The following is a 16,520-nucleotide window of genomic DNA, read 5'->3' on the forward strand; positions in this document are numbered from 1 at the left end:
ATAGCGTTGGGGAAACGCCCGGTCCCATTCCGAACCCGGAAGCTAAGCCCAACAGCGCCGATGGTACTGCACTGGTGACGGTGTGGGAGAGTAGGACGCCGCCGGACAATATTTGCATGGTAGGGGTCGCATCTTCGGGTGCGGCCCCTACTGTCATGTCCGGACCGATCGCGGCGTGAGAGGCTGACCCTGCAACGGGTCGCCCCTGCGGTGGTCCGGAGCCATCTGCATAGCGAGCGAGGAGCATGACGTGTCCGATCACGATTCCGATCACGGTGACCAGGCCGGCGGGGGCCGGTGGTCGTCCGCACGGCGGTCCGGTTCCGCCGGTCGATCCACGTCCGGTGACCGTTCGCAGGGCCCTCGGTCCGGCGGGGGTGCCCGCGGCGGGGAACGGCGCGACGGTTCGGCTTCCCGCGCCCGCGACGATCGTGGTGCAGCCCGGTACGGCGAGGGGCGCCGCGGCGCGGGTGAGCGTCGCTCCGACGGCTCCTTCTCCGGCCGCGACGATCGGGGTGGGGCGCGCGATGGACGCGCCCACGGGGGCGATCGGCGGGGCAGTGGACCGTCCGGTGCCCGGCAGGACCGGGGTGATGGCCCTCGCTTCGGGGAGGAGCGTCGGGCGGCAGGCGAACGCCGCGGCGGGGACTCGTTCCGGGGCCGCGACGACCGCGGCGGGTCGCGGTACGGCGAGGAGCGGCGCGAGGGTGGCGATCGGGGCCGCTCGCGGTACGGAGACGACCGGCGCGGCCCGGGGGAGCGTCGCGACGCCGGGCCGTCCCGGGGCCGTGACGATCGGGGCGGGTCGCGGTACGGCGAGGAGCGGCGCGGATCCAGCGAGCGTGGCCGTGCGGAATCGTTCCGGGGCCGCGACGACCGCGGCGGGTCGCGGTACGGTCAGGAACGGCGCGAGGGGGGCGATCGGGGCCGTGACGACCGGGGAGGTTCCCGCTATGGGGACGACCGGCGGGGCTCGGGAGAGCGCCGCGACGCCGGCTCGTTCCGTGGCCGTGACGACCGGGGAGGTTCCCGTTATGGGGACGACCGGCGGGGCTCCGGAGAGCGCCGCGACGACCGGGGCGGCTCCCGCTACGGCGAGGAGCGCCGCGGATCGGGCGACGCGCGCGGAGCCGGCTCGTTCCGTGGCCGTGACGACCGCGGAGGTTCCCGCTACGGGGACGATCGACGTGGCCCCGGCGAACGGCGGGACGCGGGCTCGTTCCGCGGTCGCGACGATCGCGGTGCAAGCCGTTCAGGCCCGCAGCGCGGTCGCCCGGGCGGTCACGCCGAGCGCGGCGGTGCCGAGCGTGAGGCGCGCGGGAGTGGCACGCGGTTGGCGCCGACCTCACCCCGCCTGCCCGAACCCCGCATCGACGACGACGTCACCGGGGCCGAGCTCGACCGCGCCGTGCGGCGCGAACTGCGTACCCTGAGCAGGGACAACGCGGCGGGAGTGGCCGCCCACCTCGTCATGGTCGGGCGACTGCTCGACGACGACCTCGAGGGCGCCCGCGCCCACGCGGAGACGGCGGTCCGCCGGGCGGGCCGCGTCGCCGCGGCCCGGGAGACCCTGGGCCTCGTCGAGTACCGATCCGGCCGGTGGGCCCAGGCCCTCGCGGAATTCCGGACCGCCCGCCGCATCGCCGGCGACCAGCACCTGCTGCCCCTCATGGTCGACTGCGAGCGCGCCCTGGGCCGGCCCGAGCGCGCCCTCGAGCTGGCCTCCGGCCCGGAGGCGCAGGAGCTGACCGCGGCCGAGAAGGTGGAGCTGCGCATCGTCGTCTCCGGGATCCGGCGCGACCTCGGGCGCCTCGACGCGGCCGCGCTGGAGCTGCGCAACGTCGGCCTCGACCCCTCGGCGCGCAAGCCGTGGTCGGGTCGGCTCTTCTACGCCTACGCCGACGTCCTGCTCGCCCAGGGCGACGAGGCCGCGGCCCGCACGTGGTTCGCCCACGCCGTCGACGCCGACACCGAGCTCGAGACCGACGCGGCCGAGCGCCTCGACGAGTTGGACGGGATCGTGCTCACCGACCTCCTTGGCGACGAGGAGGACGAGGACGACGAGGGAGACGACGTCGCCGCCGCTGTGCCCGCGGGCGGCCCGCCGGAGGGCGGCGCGGACCTCGCCGGCCCGGTCGAGAGCCCGGCGGGTGCTGCCCGTCCGGCCGAGGTGACCCGTGTCGCGGGCGACGCTGGAGACTCGGACCCCGGCGTGCTGTCGCCGCGCGCCACGCCCGAGCCGGAATCGCCGGCCTCCGAACCGGATGCGCCCGCGTCGCCCTACGGCCTCACCTGGTCCGATCCCCAGCAGCCGGTGGCCACCGGACGCGCCGGCCGCCCCGGTGCCCGGCTGGAGCTGTCCGACGCCGCGCCCCACGAGGCGGCGGACGCGCCCGGGTCCGGGTCCGGGTCCGCGCCGAGCCGGTGGAGCCGTGCCGCACCCGCCACCGACGACTCCGCCGAGCGCCGCGGCGACGACGGGTCGTCCGGACGCCCCGACGCGGGGGAGGACCCGGCGTGAGCGGGACCCTGCTCAGTGCCTACGAGGGGATCGTCTGCGACCTCGACGGGGTCGTCTACCGCGGGCCCTCGGCGGTCCCGCACGCCGTCGATGCCCTCGGCGCCGCCCGCGCCGGCGGCACCCGCATCGTCTACGCGACGAACAACGCGTCACGCACCCCCGGCGACGTCGCGGGCCACCTCGCGGAGCTCGGCCTGGACCTCGACGTCGCCGACGTCGTCACGAGTTCCCAGGCCGGGGCGGTCCATCTCGCGTCCGTCCTCGACACCGGGTCGCCCGTCCTCGCCGTCGGTGGTGAGGGGGTCGGCGTCGCTCTCGAGGCCGCCGGCCTTCGCCCGGTCCGTACCGCCGACGTCGCCGACCTCGGCCGGCCCGTCGCGGCCGTGCTGCAGGGGCTCGGCAAGGACGTGACCTGGCGTGACCTCGCCGAGGCCGCGTTCGCGATCCAGGGCGGGGCCGCCTGGGTCGCGACCAACGCCGACCTCACCCTTCCCGAGGCGCGCGGCCTCGCTCCGGGCAACGGGGCGCTCGTGGGTGTCGTCCGGGAGGCCGTCGACGTCGATCCGCTCGTGGTTGGCAAGCCGGAGACGCCCTTGTACGAACTCGCCGCCGACGTCCTGCACACCCCCGTCGATCGCGTCCTGGCCGTCGGCGACCGCCTCGACACCGACCTGCAGGGCGCGGTGAGCATCGGCATGGACGGGCTCTTCGTCCTCACCGGGGTCAGTCGGCTGCGCGACGTCGCGCTCGCTGACGAGCGGTGCCGCCCCCGCTACGTCGTTCTCGACCTGCGGGCGTTGCATCAGCCCTACGCCGAGCCGGTCGTCGACCGCTCCGGCGACGGCGCGCGGGCCGTCGTCGGCGACGCCCGCGCGACCCTGACGTCCGGGCGCCTCGACGTCGAGATCGGGACCGACCCCACCGGCGCCGCCCGCGCCCTCGTCGCCGCCGCCTGGTCCGTGCTCGACGCCGGGGGCGACCTCGACGTGGACGCCCAGGCCTGGGCCCGGGCCGAGGCGGACATCCTCGCCGCGCACGACGCCGGGGGCCCCCGATGAGCGGGAGCGACGCGATGCCCGGGCCCTCCGGGCCGCCGGAGCACCCGGCGCCTTCACCGCACCCGGCGCCGATCCGGCCGGGTCCGCCGTCCGCCACGCCCGGACCCGGTCCGGACGACGGGGCGCCCGGGCTCGAGGCGGCGCTCGCCGACCTGGAGTCCCGTCCCGTCGACGACCTCGACGGCACCGCGACGGCCGGTTCGGCGCTGCACGATCGACTCCGGGACCGCCTCGATGAGCTCGGCCGGTCCTGAGGGGTGGGCGCGTCTCGACGTCGCCCTCGTCGAGCGTGGTCTCGCGCGGTCACGCGGCCACGCCCGTGACCTCGTCGAGGCCGGGCGCGTCCGGGTGGACGAGCGCCCGGCCCGCCGCCCGGCGCTGCGGGTGGGCCCGGGAGCGGAGGTCGCCGTCGAGGCGGGGGACGCCTACGTCGGTCGCGCGGCGCACAAGCTGCTTTATGCGCTCGACGCCTTCGCGCCGCTCGGGCTCGAGGTCGCCGGTCGCCGGTGCCTCGACGTCGGCGCGTCCACCGGCGGCTTCACCCAGGTGCTCCTCGAGCGTGGGGCCCGCGAGGTCGTCGCGCTCGACGTCGGCCATGGCCAGCTCGCCGCGGCGGTCGCGGACGACCCGCGCGTGCTCGAGCGCAGCGGGGTCAACGTGCGCGACGTCGCGCCCGGCGACCTCGGGGACCCCTTCGACCTCGTGGTCGGAGACCTCTCCTTCATCTCGCTCACGCTCGTCGTCGCCGCGCTCGCCGGCCAGGTGGCACCCGCGGGCGACCTCGTCCTCCTCGTCAAGCCGCAGTTCGAGGTGGGTCGCGTGCGGCTGGGCAAGAACGGCATCGTGCGCTCCTCGAGCGACCGCCTCGACAGCGTGACCCGCGTCGTCGACGCGGCCCGCGCGGCGGGCCTGCGCGCGCTCGACGTCCGAGCCAGCCCCCTGCCCGGCGGCGGCGGGAACCGGGAGTACCTAGGCTGGTTCACGGCCGGGGACCGACCCGCTCCGGCCAGGGTGGACCTGGCCGAGCGCATCGCCCGGCTCGACTCCGGGCCGACCGACGACACGGAGGACGCATGACACGCCGAGTGCTGCTCGTCTCGCACGCCGTCCGCACCGACCTCCAGAAGCAGGCCGCCGTCGTCGCGCGGGCCCTCGCCGAGCACGGCATCGAGACCGTCGTCCCGGTGGGTGACGCCGCCCACCACGACGTGGCCGACGGGGTCCTGCGCGTCGCGGACGCCGACGTCCCGAGCGAGGGGTGCGAACTCGTCTGCGTCCTCGGCGGCGACGGCTCCATCCTGCGGGGCGCGGAACTGGCGCGCCGCTCCGGGACGCCCTTGTTGGGCGTGAACTTCGGCCACGTCGGCTTCCTCGCCGAGGCCGAACGCGAGGACCTCGGCGCCGTCGTCGACCACATCGTCCGCGCCGACTACACCGTCGAGGACCGGATGACGCTCGACGTCGTCGCCAGCGGGCCCGACGGGGTGCTGGCCAGGAGCTGGGCCCTCAACGAGGTGACCGTCGAGAAGGCGGCCCGGGAGCGGATGGTCGAGCTCGTCCTCGAGATCGACAGTCGGCCGCTGTCGACGTGGGGGTGCGACGGCGTCATCATGGCGACCCCGACCGGGTCGACCGCCTACGCGTTCTCCACGGGCGGGCCGGTGGTCTGGCCCGACGTCGAGGCCCTCCTCCTCGTGCCGATCTCGGCCCACGCCCTCTTCGCCCGCCCCCTCGTCGTCGGTCCCGGGTCCAGGGTGGCCGTCGAGCTCACCCCCGAGGCGCCGGGACGGGCGGTCATGTGGTGCGACGGCGCCCGACCGGTCGACCTGCCGCCGAGCGCGCGCGTCGAGGTCCAGCGCGGCGAGCACCCGGTGCGCCTCGCCCGGCTGACGCGCGGGCCCTTCACCGACCGCCTCGTCGCGAAGTTCGACCTCTCCGTCCAGGGCTGGCGCGGCGCCCGACGCCACCACCGCTGACCGCCGCTCTCCCCAGAATCGAACACGCGTACGTCGGAAGAATGTTCGAGTGCGGCGGGCGCGTCGCCACGAACCTGTCGGTGGTCCTCCCTACTCTGGCGACATGCTCAGCCACATGAGGATCCGCAACCTCGGCGTCATCGACGACGCGACGCTCGATCTGTCGCCCGGTCTCAACGTCCTCACGGGCGAGACCGGGGCCGGCAAGACGATGATCGTGTCCGGGCTGTCGCTGCTGCTCGGCGCCCGGGCCGACGCCGGCCTCGTACGCCCCGGGGCCGACTCCGCGAGCGTCGAGGGCTGCCTGGACGTCGGCGCGGCGCACCCGGCGCGCCGGCGGGTCGAGGACGCCGGCGGGGATGCCACCGACGACCTCGTCCTCGCCCGCACGCTCTCCGCCCAGGGCCGGTCGCGGGCGCACGTGGGCGGCCGCTCCGCGCCGGTGGCGGTGCTCGGGGAGCTGGGCGAGATGCTCGTCGCCGTGCACGGGCAGGCCGATCAGTGGCGTCTGCGTCGCCCCGAGGCGCACCGCGAGATGCTCGACGCCTTCGGCGGCGACCCCCTGCACCGCGCGGCGGTCGCCTACCGCGGCCTGTTCGACGAGCACACGCGTCTGGTCGCGGAGCTCGCCCGGGTCCGCGGTCTCGAGGCGGACCGGGCCCTCGAGGTCGACGTCCTGCGCGCCGGTCTCGAGGAACTCGAAACGGCAGACCCGCTCGCGGGCGAGGACGAGCAGTTGCGGGCCGAGGACGAGCGCCTCGCGAACGCGGACGGCCTGCGGGTCGCCGCCGCCCGCGCCCACGAGGTCCTCGCCGGCGGGGACGACATCGACGGCACCGGCGACGCCGGGGTGGCCCAGGCGTTGGCCGGGGCCTCCGCCGCGCTGACGGGGGCGGCCGGCCACGACGAGCGCCTTGCCGACCTCGCGCGCCGCGTCGACGAGATCTCCTACCTGGCGGCCGATCTCGGCGGGGACCTCGCGGCCTACCTCGCGTCGGTCGAGGCCGATCCGCTGCGGCTCGAGCAGGTGCAGCAGCGCCGCGCCGAGCTGGCCCGGCTGCACCGCAAGTACGGCGCCACGAACGCCGAGGTGCTCGAGTGGGGGCGCCGCGCCGCCGCCCGGCTCGCCGACCTCGACGGCGCCCAGGAGCGCGCCGGGCGGATCGCGCAGGAGCTCGAGGACCTCCGGACGCGCCTCGGCGCCGCGGCGGCCGCGCTGAGCGCCGAGCGGATCCGGGCCGCCGCCGAGCTCGGGCGGCGGGTGAGCGCCGAGCTCGCCCACCTGTCGATGGGCCGGGCCGTCGTGGAGGTGGCCGTCGAGCACCGGGCCGCTCCCGCCGTCGCCCCCCGCGGACCGGCCGCCGACGAGGCGGTGCCGGAGGGTCTCGCGGTGCCCGGGGTCGAGGCGCCGCTGCGCTTCGGGCCCTCCGGGGTCGACGACGTCGAGATCCGTCTGGCGGCCAACGCGGGGGCCACCCCGCGCAGCGTCGCCAAGGCCGCGTCCGGCGGCGAGCTCTCGCGCGTCATGCTCGCGCTCGAGGTCGTCACCGGCGGAGCGCTCGACGGGCGGGCGCCCGGGACCGTCCCGACGTTCGTCTTCGACGAGGTCGACGCCGGCGTCGGCGGCCGCGCGGCCCTCGACATCGGGGCCCGGCTCGCCGTCCTGGCCCGGCACGCCCAGGTCGTCGTCGTCACGCACCTCGCCCAGGTCGCGGCCTTCGCCGACCGCCACCTCGTCGTGCACAAGAGCCACGACGAGCACGTCACGTGCAGCGGGGTGCGCGCCGTCGACGGCGACGAGCGGCTGGCCGAACTCGCCCGGATGATGGCCGGCGCCGACTCCCGGGTGGCCCTCGACCACGCCGCCGAGCTCCTCGACCAGGCCCAGGACCGGCGCGCCGTCGACGCCGCTCCCGCCGCTGCCGCCCCTGACGCCGCGCCGCACCGCGCCGATGCCGCGGCGGCCGTCGCGGCACCGGCGAAGGGTCCCCGGTCGAGGGTCGCGCAGGCCCCGGCCGCGCGGCGCCGGCAGGCTGCGGCCCGCACCCGCGGATGCGCGGCATGAGGCGGGCGGGGCGCGTGGGGAGTGTCCCGGCGTCGACGCGTCCGGCGATGACGTAAGCTCGAAACCCGTGGTGCAGACGAAACACATCTTCGTGACCGGAGGCGTTGCCTCGTCGCTCGGCAAGGGCCTCACCGCCTCGAGCCTCGGACTGTTGCTGCGCGCACGCGGACTCCGCGTGACGATGCAGAAGCTGGATCCCTACCTCAACGTCGACCCCGGAACGATGAACCCGTTCCAACACGGGGAGGTGTTCGTCACCGACGACGGGGCCGAGACCGACCTCGACATCGGACACTACGAACGCTTCCTCGACGTGCCGCTCTCGGCGCAGGCGAACGTCACGACCGGCCAGGTCTACAGCCAGGTCATCGCCAAGGAGCGCCGCGGCGAGTACCTCGGCGACACGGTCCAGGTGATCCCGCACATCACCAACGAGATCAAGGAGCGCATGCGCGAGCAGGCGCACGCTCCCGGCAAGAGCCCCGATGTCATCATCACCGAGATCGGCGGCACCGTCGGCGACATCGAGTCGCTGCCGTTCCTCGAGGCGGCGCGTCAGGTGCGCCACGACCTCGGGCGCGACAACTGCTTCTTCCTGCACGTGTCGCTCGTGCCCTACCTCGCCCCCAGCGGCGAGCTCAAGACGAAGCCGACCCAGCACTCCGTGGCCGCCCTGCGCCAGGTGGGCATCCAGCCCGACGCGATCGTGCTGCGCGCCGACCGCGAGATCCCCGAGGGCATGAAGCGCAAGATCGCCCTCGCGTGCGACGTCGACGTCGAGGGCACGATCGCCTGCCGGGACGCCCCGAGCATCTACGACATCCCGAAGGTCATCCACGCCGAGGGGCTCGACGCCTACGTCGTGCGCCGCCTCGGGTTGAGCTTCCGCGACGTCGACTGGTCCGGCTGGGACCGCCTGCTGCAGCGGGTGCACGCCCCTGCGCACGAGGTCGAGATCGCCCTCGTCGGCAAGTACATCGACCTCCCCGACGCCTACCTGTCGGTCACCGAGGCGATGCGCGCCGGCGGCTTCCACCACGACGCGAAGGTCAAGATCCGCTGGGTCGCCTCCGACGACTGCCAGACCCCGGAGGGGGCGCAGGCCGCGCTCGGCGGGGTCGACGCCGTCCTCGTGCCGGGCGGCTTCGGCGTCCGGGGCATCGAGGGCAAGCTCGGCGCGCTGCGGTGGGCCCGCGAGAACCGCGTCCCCACCCTCGGCATCTGCCTCGGCCTGCAGTGCATGGTCATCGAGTACGCCCGCAACGTCGCCGGCCTCGAGGGTGCCTCGAGTACCGAGTTCGACCCGGACACGCCCGAGCCCGTCATCGCGACGATGGAGGAGCAGAAGGCGTTCGTGCAGGGTGCGGGCGACCTCGGCGGCACGATGCGTCTCGGTGGCTACCCGGCGAAGCTGACGAAGGGGTCCGTCGTCGCGGGCGCGTACGGCACGACGAAGGTCACCGAGCGGCACCGGCACCGCTACGAGGTCAACAACGGCTACCGGGACCGCCTCTCGGAGGCCGGGCTGTCGTTCTCGGGGACCTCGCCCGACGGGCGTCTCGTGGAGTTCGTGGAACTGCCGGCCGACGTCCACCCGTACTACGTCGCGACGCAGGCGCACCCCGAGTTCCTCTCCCGGCCCCACCGGGCGCACCCCCTCTTCGCCGGGCTCGTCGGCGCCGCCCTCGCGGCGCGGTCGGCCGCTCCGACGGCCGACGCCGGCGGCGTGCGTGCTCCGGCCGGCGCGGAGGCGGGCGCGTGAGCGTCGCCGATCCCACGACCGGCGTCGAGGAGCTGCGCGACGCCGTCGGGCAGCGGGCCCCGCTCGAGCGCGAGACCGCCTTCGAGGGCGCGATCTTCGACGTCGTCCGCGACCGGGTCGACCTGGGCGACGCGGGCCGCGTGACGCGCGAGTACGTCGAGCACCCGGGCGCCGTCATGGTCGTCGCCCTGCGCGAGTACGCCGGCCGCGCGGAGGTGCTCGTCCTGCGCCAGTACCGCCACGCCCTCGGGATCACCGAGTGGGAGTACCCCGCCGGGCTCCTGGACGTCGACGGCGAGGCGCCGGTCGACGCCGCCGCCCGGGAGCTCGCCGAGGAGGCCGACCTGCGGGCGGAGCGCTGGGACCTGCTGTCGGGCTACGCACCCTCGCCGGGGGCGAGCACCGAGGCGGTGCGGATTTTCCTCGCCCGCGACCTGCGCGACGTTCCCGACTCGGAGGCGTTCGCGCGGGAGGGCGAGGAGGCCGACATGCCGACGGCGTGGGTCGACCTCGACGACCTGCACGCCGCCGTCCTCGCCGGCCGCTACACCAACCCGGGCCTCGTCGTCGGCACCTTCGCCGCGCACGCGGCCCGGGCCGCCGACTGGGCCCCGCTGCGCCGGGCCGACACCCCCTGGCCCGAGCACCCGAGGTCGCGCCCCGACGCGATCTCCCCGAGCTGAGGCCCGCCCCCCACCCCTCCCGTAAGGACACGCCCATGGAGTCAGTGCTCGATGCCGTCTCGACGTTCATCTGGGGGCCCTTCCTCCTCATCCCGCTGCTGCTGGGCGCGGGCATCTACCTGACGATCCGCCTCGGCGGCCTGCAGTTCTCCAAGCTCGTCCCGGCGCTCCGGCTCGCGTTCGTGGACCGCGGCGACGAGGGCGGTTCGGGCGACATCTCGCACTACCAGGCGCTGACGACGGCGCTCGCCGCGACCGTCGGCGTCGGCAACATCGCCGGCGTCGCGACCGCCATCCACCTCGGCGGGCCCGGCGCGCTCTTCTGGATGTGGATCACGGCCCTGTTCGGGATGGCGACGAAGTACTCCGAGGCGTTCATGGGGGTGCGCTTCCGCACGATCGACGCGACCGGCCGCGTCTCGGGCGGGCCCCAGTACTACCTCACCCGCGCGATCCCCGGCGCGTTCGGCGTGACCCTCAGCCTGCTCTTCGCCGTGTTCGCGGTCCTCGCGAGCTTCGGCATCGGGAACATGACCCAGTCGAACACCGTCGCGACGAGCATGTCCGAGTCCTTCGGGGTGCCGACGGTCGTGACCGGCATCGTCCTCGCGGTCGCGACGGGCCTCGTCCTCGTCGGGGGGATCTCGTCCATCGGCAAGGTGACCAGCGCGTTCGTCCCGCTGATGATCGTCCTCTACGTCCTCGCCGCGGTCGTCGTCCTCGTGGTCAACGTCACCGCGCTCCCGGCGGCGTTCGCGCTCATCGTCTCCGACGCCTTCACCGGCACGGCCGCGGTCGGCGGGTTCGCCGGGTCGACGATGATCCTCGCGCTGCAGTACGGCATCGCCCGCGGCATCTTCTCCAACGAGTCGGGCCTGGGCTCGGCGGCCATCGCGGCCGCGGCCGCCCAGACCCGCCACCCGGTGCGCCAGGGGCTCGTGTCGATGACGCAGACCTTCATCGACACGATCATCGTCGTGTCGATGACCGGCCTCGTCATCATCTCGACGGGCGCCTGGCAGAGCGGGATCGAGGGGGCCGGGATGACGGCCGAGGGGTTCTCCCGCGGCCTGCCCGGCACGTCCGGGCACCTCGTCGTCACGGTGTCGGTCATCTTCTTCGCGTTCTCGACCGTGCTCGGGTGGGCCTACTACGGCGAGCGCTGCATGGAACGACTCGTCGGGATCCGCGGAGTCGTCCCCTACCGCGTCGTCTTCACCGTCGTCGTGTTCGTCGGCGCGACCACCGAGCTCACGCTCGTGTGGACGTTCTCCGACATCGCGAACGGGCTCATGGCCCTGCCCAACCTCATCGGGCTCATCATCTGCGCCGGTCTCATCGCCCGGGAGACCAAGGCCTACCTCCGCCTCGACCCGACCCTGCGCCACGAACCCGACTGCTCGACCCTGGAGGGCCTCGACGAGCTGTCGCGCCTCGAGGGCACGAGCGGTTCGGCCGGCCGGTCCTGACGCCGGCGTTCAGCGGCGGAACCCGCCTTCGGAGTCGATGACCTGGCCGACGACCCAGCACCCGTCGTCGGAGACGAGCCAGGCGACGAGCCGGGCGGGGTCGTCGGGCTCGCCGTACCGTCCGGCGGGGAAGGCCGACAGGAGCGCCTCCAGCCGGTCGGGCCGATCGGTGGTGGCGGGCGCGAGGTAGCCCGTGTCGACCGGCCCGGGGTTGACCGTGTTGAGCAGGATGCCGCGGGGGGCGAGATCGGCGGCGATCGACGGCGTGATCCCGGCGAGGGCCGCCTTCGACGTCGCGTAGGCGATCTCGTCGCTCATGGGACCGAGGCCCTGGCCCGAGGTGAACCAGATGACCCGACCGCCGGGACGGGTGTCGTCGTGGCGGGCGGCGAAGGCGCGCGTGAGCAGCAGCGTCGCGCGGGCGTTCACGGCCCAGTGGGCGTCGAGGTCCGCGGCGTCGATCTCGGCCAGACGGCCGTCGCCGCCCGAGCGCGCCTGGTTCGCGACGAGGACGTCGAGGGGCCCGAGGGCCGCCTCCGCCTCCGCGACGAGTCGGTCGGGGGCGGCCGGGTCGGCGAGGTCGAGGGAGACGTCGAACAGCCGGGCCCCGGGGGTCAGGGCGTCCCGCAGCAGCTCGACGACGGCGGCGGGATCGTCCGCGCCCCAGGGCTGCCGCGCGTCGTGCGGGGCCCAGTGCTGAACGGCCAGTTGGGCCCCCGCCGCCGCGAGCCGGCGGGCCACGGCGAAACCGATGCCCTGACGGCGGCTCACGCCGGTGACCAGGGCGGTGCGTCCGGACAGGGGCAGGGCGGGCGTCGACATGGGCTCCACCCTGGCTCGGCGGGCCGGGGCCGTCCACCGAGTTCCGGCCCGGGCCGCCGGGCGACGACACCGGCCCGGCCTCGTCGGCCCGGACCCGCACCCCGTGGCGGCATCGGCATCGGAAAGGGGCGTCGAGCGCGACGGCGCGACCGGGGCGGTGGGCTGCCCCACACTGGGGGGATACGTCGACGTCGATGGAGGTGCGCAGTGCCCGAGCTGCCCGAACAGTCCGAGAACGTTCCGCACGACTCGCCCGCGGCCCGGACGGGCCTGCTGGAGGGATCCGGCTGGGAGGGCCGGCTCTTCTCGGCGGGCCGCGCCGAGCCCGGGGGCGGGACGGCCGACGCGGTCGCCCCCGCGACGGGCCGGTCTCTCGGCCGGGTCGCCCTGGCCTCGATCGAGGACGTGGCCGCCGCGGCGGCCACCGCGGCCCGCGCCCAGGTCGAGTGGGCCGCGACCGGGCCGGAGCGACGCGCGGCCGTCCTCCGCCGGGCCGGTGAGCTGTTCGAGGCCCACGCCGACGAGATCGGCTCGTGGATCGTCTCGGAGGCCGGGTCGATCCCGCCCAAGGCCGGCCTCGAGACGCACGTCGCGGCGGCGGAGTGCTTCGAGGCCTCCGCCCTCCCGACCCTGCCCCAGGGCGACGTGCTCGCCTCCAACGAGCCGCGCTGGTCGTTCGCGCGTCGGCGCCCGGTGGGCGTGGCGAGCGTCATCGCACCGTTCAACTTTCCCCTCATCCTCTCGATCCGCGCCGTCGCCCCGGCGCTCGCGCTCGGCAACGCCGTGCTGCTCAAGCCCGACCCCCGGACGGCCGTGTGCGGCGGCGTCGTCCTCGCGCGTGTCTTCGAGGAGGCCGGGCTGCCGGAGGGTCTTCTGCACGTCCTGCCCGGCGGCGCCGACGTCGGCCAGGCCGCCGTCGTCGACCCCCACGTCGGGGTCGTCGCGTTCACGGGCTCCACGGCCGCCGGGCGCGCGGTCGGGCGCCTCGCGGGTGAGCACCTGATCAAGGTGTCCCTGGAGCTGGGCGGCAACAACGCGCTCGTCGTCCTCCCGGGCGTCGACGTGGCCGCGGCGGCGAGCGCCGCGGCCTTCGGCTCCTTCATGCACTCCGGTCAGATCTGCATGACGACGGGTCGACACCTCGTGCACGAGTCGATCGCGGACGAGTACGTGGCCGCGCTCGCGGAGAAGGCGCGCCACCTGCCCGTGGGCGACCCGGCCACCGAGCAGGTCGCGCTCGGCCCGATCATCGACGCGACGCAGTACGACCGGATCCGCACGATCGTCGACGACGCGGTCGCCGCGGGCGCCACGCTCGAGGCCGGCGGTCCGCGCGAGGGACTGTTCTACGGCCCGACGGTGCTCTCGGGCGTCGCCCCCGACAACCCGGCGTGGACGCAGGAGATCTTCGGGCCCGTCGCGCCCGTGACGACGTTCTCGACCCTCGACGAGGCGGCGGCCCTCGTGAACGACTCCGAGTACGGCCTGTCCGTGGGCATCCTCGGCGACGTGGGGCAGGCGATGGCCCTCGCCGACCGGATCGACTCGGGCAAGATCCACATCAACGAGCAGACCGTCAGCGACGAGGCGCAGGCCCCGTTCGGCGGGGTCAAGGCGTCGGGCAACGGCACCCGCATCGGCGGCCCCACCGCGAACGTCGAGCTGTTCACCGAGACGCAGTGGCTCACGGTGCGCCCGGACATCGCGCCGTACCCGTTCTGATGTCGGCGGGCCGATGATGCCGACCGATGCGAGCCGGCCGAGCCGCGGCGGGGCGTTCGGCGGGCGCGCCGCCGGCGTCGGGTCGGCGACGATCACCCCGACCCGGCCCGGCGATCCGTGCCCGTGCGGGTCGAGCCGCGGGTACGCGGCGTGCTGCGGCCGTTACCACGCCGGCGCGCCGGCCCCGGACGCCGCGGCGCTCATGCGCAGCCGGTACGCCGCGTTCGCCGTCGGCGACGCGCCGTACCTGCTGCGGACCTGGCACCCCCGCACCCGCCCCGAGCAGGTGCGCCTCGACGCCGGGGACCGGTGGACCGGGCTCGAGGTCGTGGACACCCTCGCGGGCGGGCCGACCGACGAGACCGGCGAGGTGACCTACGTCGCCCGGTCCGTGGGCGCCGACGGGAGGGCGCACGCACTGCGCGAGCGCGCCCGGTTCACCCGCCGCGGCGGACGCTGGGTCTACGTCGACGGCGACATCGACGACTGAGGGTCGGGGCGGGCCCGGCGGGGTCCGTACGATGAGGTGACAGTCCCGCGGTGACCGCGGGTCCGAGCCCCCATCGCGCCCCGCACCGTCTATGCGGGGGCCAGGAAGGAACACCGTGCTGCGCACCCATTCCGCCGGAACCCTGCGTGCCGCCGACACCGGCACCACCGTCACGCTCACCGGCTGGGTGGCGCGGCGGCGCGATCACGGTGGGGTGGCGTTCATCGACCTGCGGGACGCCTCCGGTGTCGTCCAGGTCGTCGCCCGCGACGAGGTGCTCACGGGGGCGGCGCACGACCTGCGCAACGAGTACTGCGTCAAGGTCGTCGGCGAGGTCGCGCCCCGCGACCCCAAGGACGTCAACCCCAACCTCCCGACGGGTGAGATCGACGTCGTCGCCACCGCCATCGAGGTGCTCTCGCCGAGCGCGCCGCTGCCGTTCCAGATCGACGAGCGCGTCACCGTCGGCGAGGAGGCCCGGCTCAAGCACCGCTACCTCGACCTGCGCCGCCCCGGCGCCCAGAGCGCCGCCGCCGCGCTCCGGCTGCGCTCCAAGGTGAGCCAGGCCGCCCGTTCGGTGCTCGGCGAACGCGACTTCGTCGAGATCGAGACGCCCACGCTGACCCGCTCGACCCCGGAGGGCGCCCGCGACTTCCTCGTGCCCGCCCGTCTCGCGCCCGGCTCCTGGTACGCCCTCCCGCAGAGCCCGCAGCTGTTCAAGCAGCTCCTCATGGTCGCGGGCATGGAGCGCTACTACCAGATCGCGCGCTGCTACCGCGACGAGGACTTCCGCGCCGACCGCCAGCCCGAGTTCACCCAGCTCGACATCGAGATGAGCTTCGTCACCCAGGACGACGTCCTCGAGCTCGGCGAGGCGCTGGCCAAGAAGATCTGGGCCCTCATCGACGTCGACCTGCCCACGCCGTTCCCGCGGATGACGTACGCCGAGGCGATGGCGCGCTACGGCACCGACAAGCCCGACCTGCGCTTCGGCGTCGAGCTCGTCGACTGCACGGCGTACTTCGCCGACACGACGTTCCGGGTCTTCCAGAACGAGTACGTCGGCGCCGTCGTCATGCCCGGCGGCGCGAGCCAGCCCCGTCGACAGTTCGACGCCTGGCAGGAGTGGGCCAAGCAGCGCGGCGCCCGCGGCCTGGCGTACGTGACGGTCGCCGAGGACGGCACCCTGGCGGGGCCCGTGGCCAAGAACCTCTCCGACGCCGAGCGCGACGGCCTCGCCGCGCACGTCGGCGCGACGCCCGGCGACTGCATCTTCTTCGCGGCCGACACGACGCGGGCCGCTCGCGCGCTGCTCGGAGCCGGCCGCCTCGAGATCGGCAAGCGGTGCGGGCTCATCGACGAGTCGGCGTGGAGTTTCCTCTGGGTGCTCGACGCCCCGCTGTTCGAGCCGGCCTCGGACGCGGTCGCCTCGGGTGACGTCGCGGTCGGCTCCGGCGCGTGGACCGCGGTCCACCACGCGTTCACCTCGCCGAAGGACGAGTTCCTCGACACGTTCGACACCGACCCCGGCCCGGCGCTCGCCTACGCCTACGACATGGTCTGCAACGGCAACGAGATCGGCGGGGGCTCGATCCGTATCCACCGCCGCGACGTGCAGGAACGCGTGTTCAAGGTCATGGGCCTGAGCGAGGCGGAGGCGCAGGAGAAGTTCGGCTTCCTCCTCGACGCGTTCGCCTTCGGCGCGCCGCCGCACGGCGGCATCGCCTTCGGGTGGGACCGGATCGTCATGCTGCTCGGCGGTTACGACTCGATCCGCGACGTCATCGCCTTCCCCAAGTCCGGCGGCGGCTACGACCCGCTCACCGACGCGCCGGCGCCGATCACCGCGGCCCAGCGCAAGGAGGCGGGCATCGACGCCAAGCCCAAGAAGACCGAGACCGCCGGCGAGGCGACTCTCGACACCTCCGCCGTGGCGCCGAAGGAGAGCTGAT

13 protein-coding genes and 1 rRNA gene are annotated in these 16,520 nt (G+C 75.0%); 13 read left to right on the forward strand and 1 reads right to left on the reverse strand.

Going from position 1 to position 16,520, the window contains the following annotated elements; translation table 11 throughout:
• The 10 genes from rrf to ICW24_RS05865 form a co-directional block, all read left to right on the forward strand.
• Positions 1-107: ribosomal RNA gene (gene rrf, locus ICW24_RS05820) — 5S ribosomal RNA — on the forward strand; the annotation flags it as partial.
• A gap of 1,226 nt (positions 108-1,333) precedes the next feature.
• A complete protein-coding gene (locus tag ICW24_RS05825; protein ID WP_226344781.1) occupies positions 1,334-2,521 on the forward strand; it encodes a tetratricopeptide repeat protein in 1,188 nt (395 codons plus the stop codon).
• Positions 2,518-3,579 (forward strand): HAD-IIA family hydrolase, encoded by a 1,062-nt coding sequence (locus tag ICW24_RS05830; protein ID WP_226344782.1) that lies wholly within the window; start codon positions 2,518-2,520, stop codon positions 3,577-3,579. The genes ICW24_RS05825 and ICW24_RS05830 overlap by 4 nt, the downstream gene beginning before the upstream one ends.
• The gene (locus ICW24_RS05835) at positions 3,576-3,833 is read left to right on the forward strand and encodes a hypothetical protein (RefSeq protein ID WP_226344783.1); all 258 of its coding nucleotides are present in this window, start codon (positions 3,576-3,578) and stop codon (positions 3,831-3,833) included. Before ICW24_RS05830 ends, ICW24_RS05835 begins: the two co-directional genes overlap by 4 nt.
• Positions 3,814-4,656, forward strand: coding sequence for a TlyA family RNA methyltransferase (locus tag ICW24_RS05840; protein ID WP_226344784.1), 843 nt, complete (start codon positions 3,814-3,816; stop codon positions 4,654-4,656). The genes ICW24_RS05835 and ICW24_RS05840 overlap by 20 nt, the downstream gene beginning before the upstream one ends.
• Positions 4,653-5,555 (forward strand): NAD kinase, encoded by a 903-nt coding sequence (locus ICW24_RS05845; RefSeq protein ID WP_226344785.1) that lies wholly within the window; start codon positions 4,653-4,655, stop codon positions 5,553-5,555. Before ICW24_RS05840 ends, ICW24_RS05845 begins: the two co-directional genes overlap by 4 nt.
• A 103-nt stretch (positions 5,556-5,658) precedes the next feature.
• Complete coding sequence (recN, locus tag ICW24_RS05850) at positions 5,659-7,620, forward strand: DNA repair protein RecN (RefSeq protein WP_226344786.1); 1,962 nt, start codon at positions 5,659-5,661, stop codon at positions 7,618-7,620.
• A gap of 67 nt (positions 7,621-7,687) precedes the next feature.
• On the forward strand, positions 7,688-9,382 hold the full coding sequence (pyrG, locus tag ICW24_RS05855; protein WP_226344787.1) for a CTP synthase: 1,695 nt from the start codon (positions 7,688-7,690) through the stop codon (positions 9,380-9,382).
• Positions 9,379-10,065 (forward strand): NUDIX domain-containing protein, encoded by a 687-nt coding sequence (locus tag ICW24_RS05860; RefSeq protein ID WP_226344788.1) that lies wholly within the window; start codon positions 9,379-9,381, stop codon positions 10,063-10,065. Before pyrG ends, ICW24_RS05860 begins: the two co-directional genes overlap by 4 nt.
• A 35-nt stretch (positions 10,066-10,100) precedes the next feature.
• Complete coding sequence (locus ICW24_RS05865; protein WP_226344789.1) at positions 10,101-11,534, forward strand: alanine/glycine:cation symporter family protein; 1,434 nt, start codon at positions 10,101-10,103, stop codon at positions 11,532-11,534.
• A gap of 9 nt (positions 11,535-11,543) precedes the next feature.
• Here ICW24_RS05865 and ICW24_RS05870 read toward each other — a convergent pair whose 3' ends face one another.
• A complete protein-coding gene (locus ICW24_RS05870) occupies positions 11,544-12,356 on the reverse strand; it encodes an SDR family oxidoreductase (RefSeq protein ID WP_226344790.1) in 813 nt (270 codons plus the stop codon).
• A 207-nt stretch (positions 12,357-12,563) separates the two neighbouring features.
• Between ICW24_RS05870 and ICW24_RS05875 the strand changes: the two genes are divergently transcribed.
• The 3 genes from ICW24_RS05875 (at position 12,564) to aspS (ending at position 16,519) form a co-directional block, all read left to right on the forward strand.
• A complete protein-coding gene (locus tag ICW24_RS05875; RefSeq protein WP_443588040.1) occupies positions 12,564-14,078 on the forward strand; it encodes a benzaldehyde dehydrogenase in 1,515 nt (504 codons plus the stop codon).
• Positions 14,079-14,091: 13 nt separating this feature from the next.
• Positions 14,092-14,568 carry a YchJ family protein gene (locus ICW24_RS05880; protein WP_226344791.1) on the forward strand — a complete coding sequence of 159 codons (477 nt, stop codon included), beginning with the start codon at positions 14,092-14,094 and terminating at the stop codon, positions 14,566-14,568.
• 115 nt (positions 14,569-14,683) lie between these two features.
• Positions 14,684-16,519 carry an aspartate--tRNA ligase gene (aspS, locus tag ICW24_RS05885; RefSeq protein WP_226344792.1) on the forward strand — a complete coding sequence of 612 codons (1,836 nt, stop codon included), beginning with the start codon at positions 14,684-14,686 and terminating at the stop codon, positions 16,517-16,519.
• Position 16,520: the final 1 nt, after the last annotated feature.

The sequence above is a fragment of the Agilicoccus flavus genome (assembly GCF_014857905.1).
Classification (GTDB): Bacteria; Actinomycetota; Actinomycetes; order Actinomycetales; family Dermatophilaceae; genus Agilicoccus; species Agilicoccus flavus.

Excerpts from the sequence above, each read along its gene's own strand:
- ICW24_RS05840 (WP_226344784.1), top strand. The coding sequence starts at position 3,814 with ATGAGCTCGGCCGGTCCTGAGGGGTGGGCGCGTCTCGACGTCGCCCTC.
- ICW24_RS05880 (WP_226344791.1), top strand. The coding sequence starts at position 14,092 with ATGATGCCGACCGATGCGAGCCGGCCGAGCCGCGGCGGGGCGTTCGGC.
- ICW24_RS05835 (WP_226344783.1), top strand. The coding sequence starts at position 3,576 with ATGAGCGGGAGCGACGCGATGCCCGGGCCCTCCGGGCCGCCGGAGCAC.
- ICW24_RS05870 (WP_226344790.1), bottom strand. The coding sequence starts at position 12,356 with ATGTCGACGCCCGCCCTGCCCCTGTCCGGACGCACCGCCCTGGTCACC.
- recN (WP_226344786.1), top strand. The coding sequence starts at position 5,659 with ATGCTCAGCCACATGAGGATCCGCAACCTCGGCGTCATCGACGACGCG.
- ICW24_RS05865 (WP_226344789.1), top strand. The coding sequence starts at position 10,101 with ATGGAGTCAGTGCTCGATGCCGTCTCGACGTTCATCTGGGGGCCCTTC.
- ICW24_RS05845 (WP_226344785.1), top strand. The coding sequence starts at position 4,653 with ATGACACGCCGAGTGCTGCTCGTCTCGCACGCCGTCCGCACCGACCTC.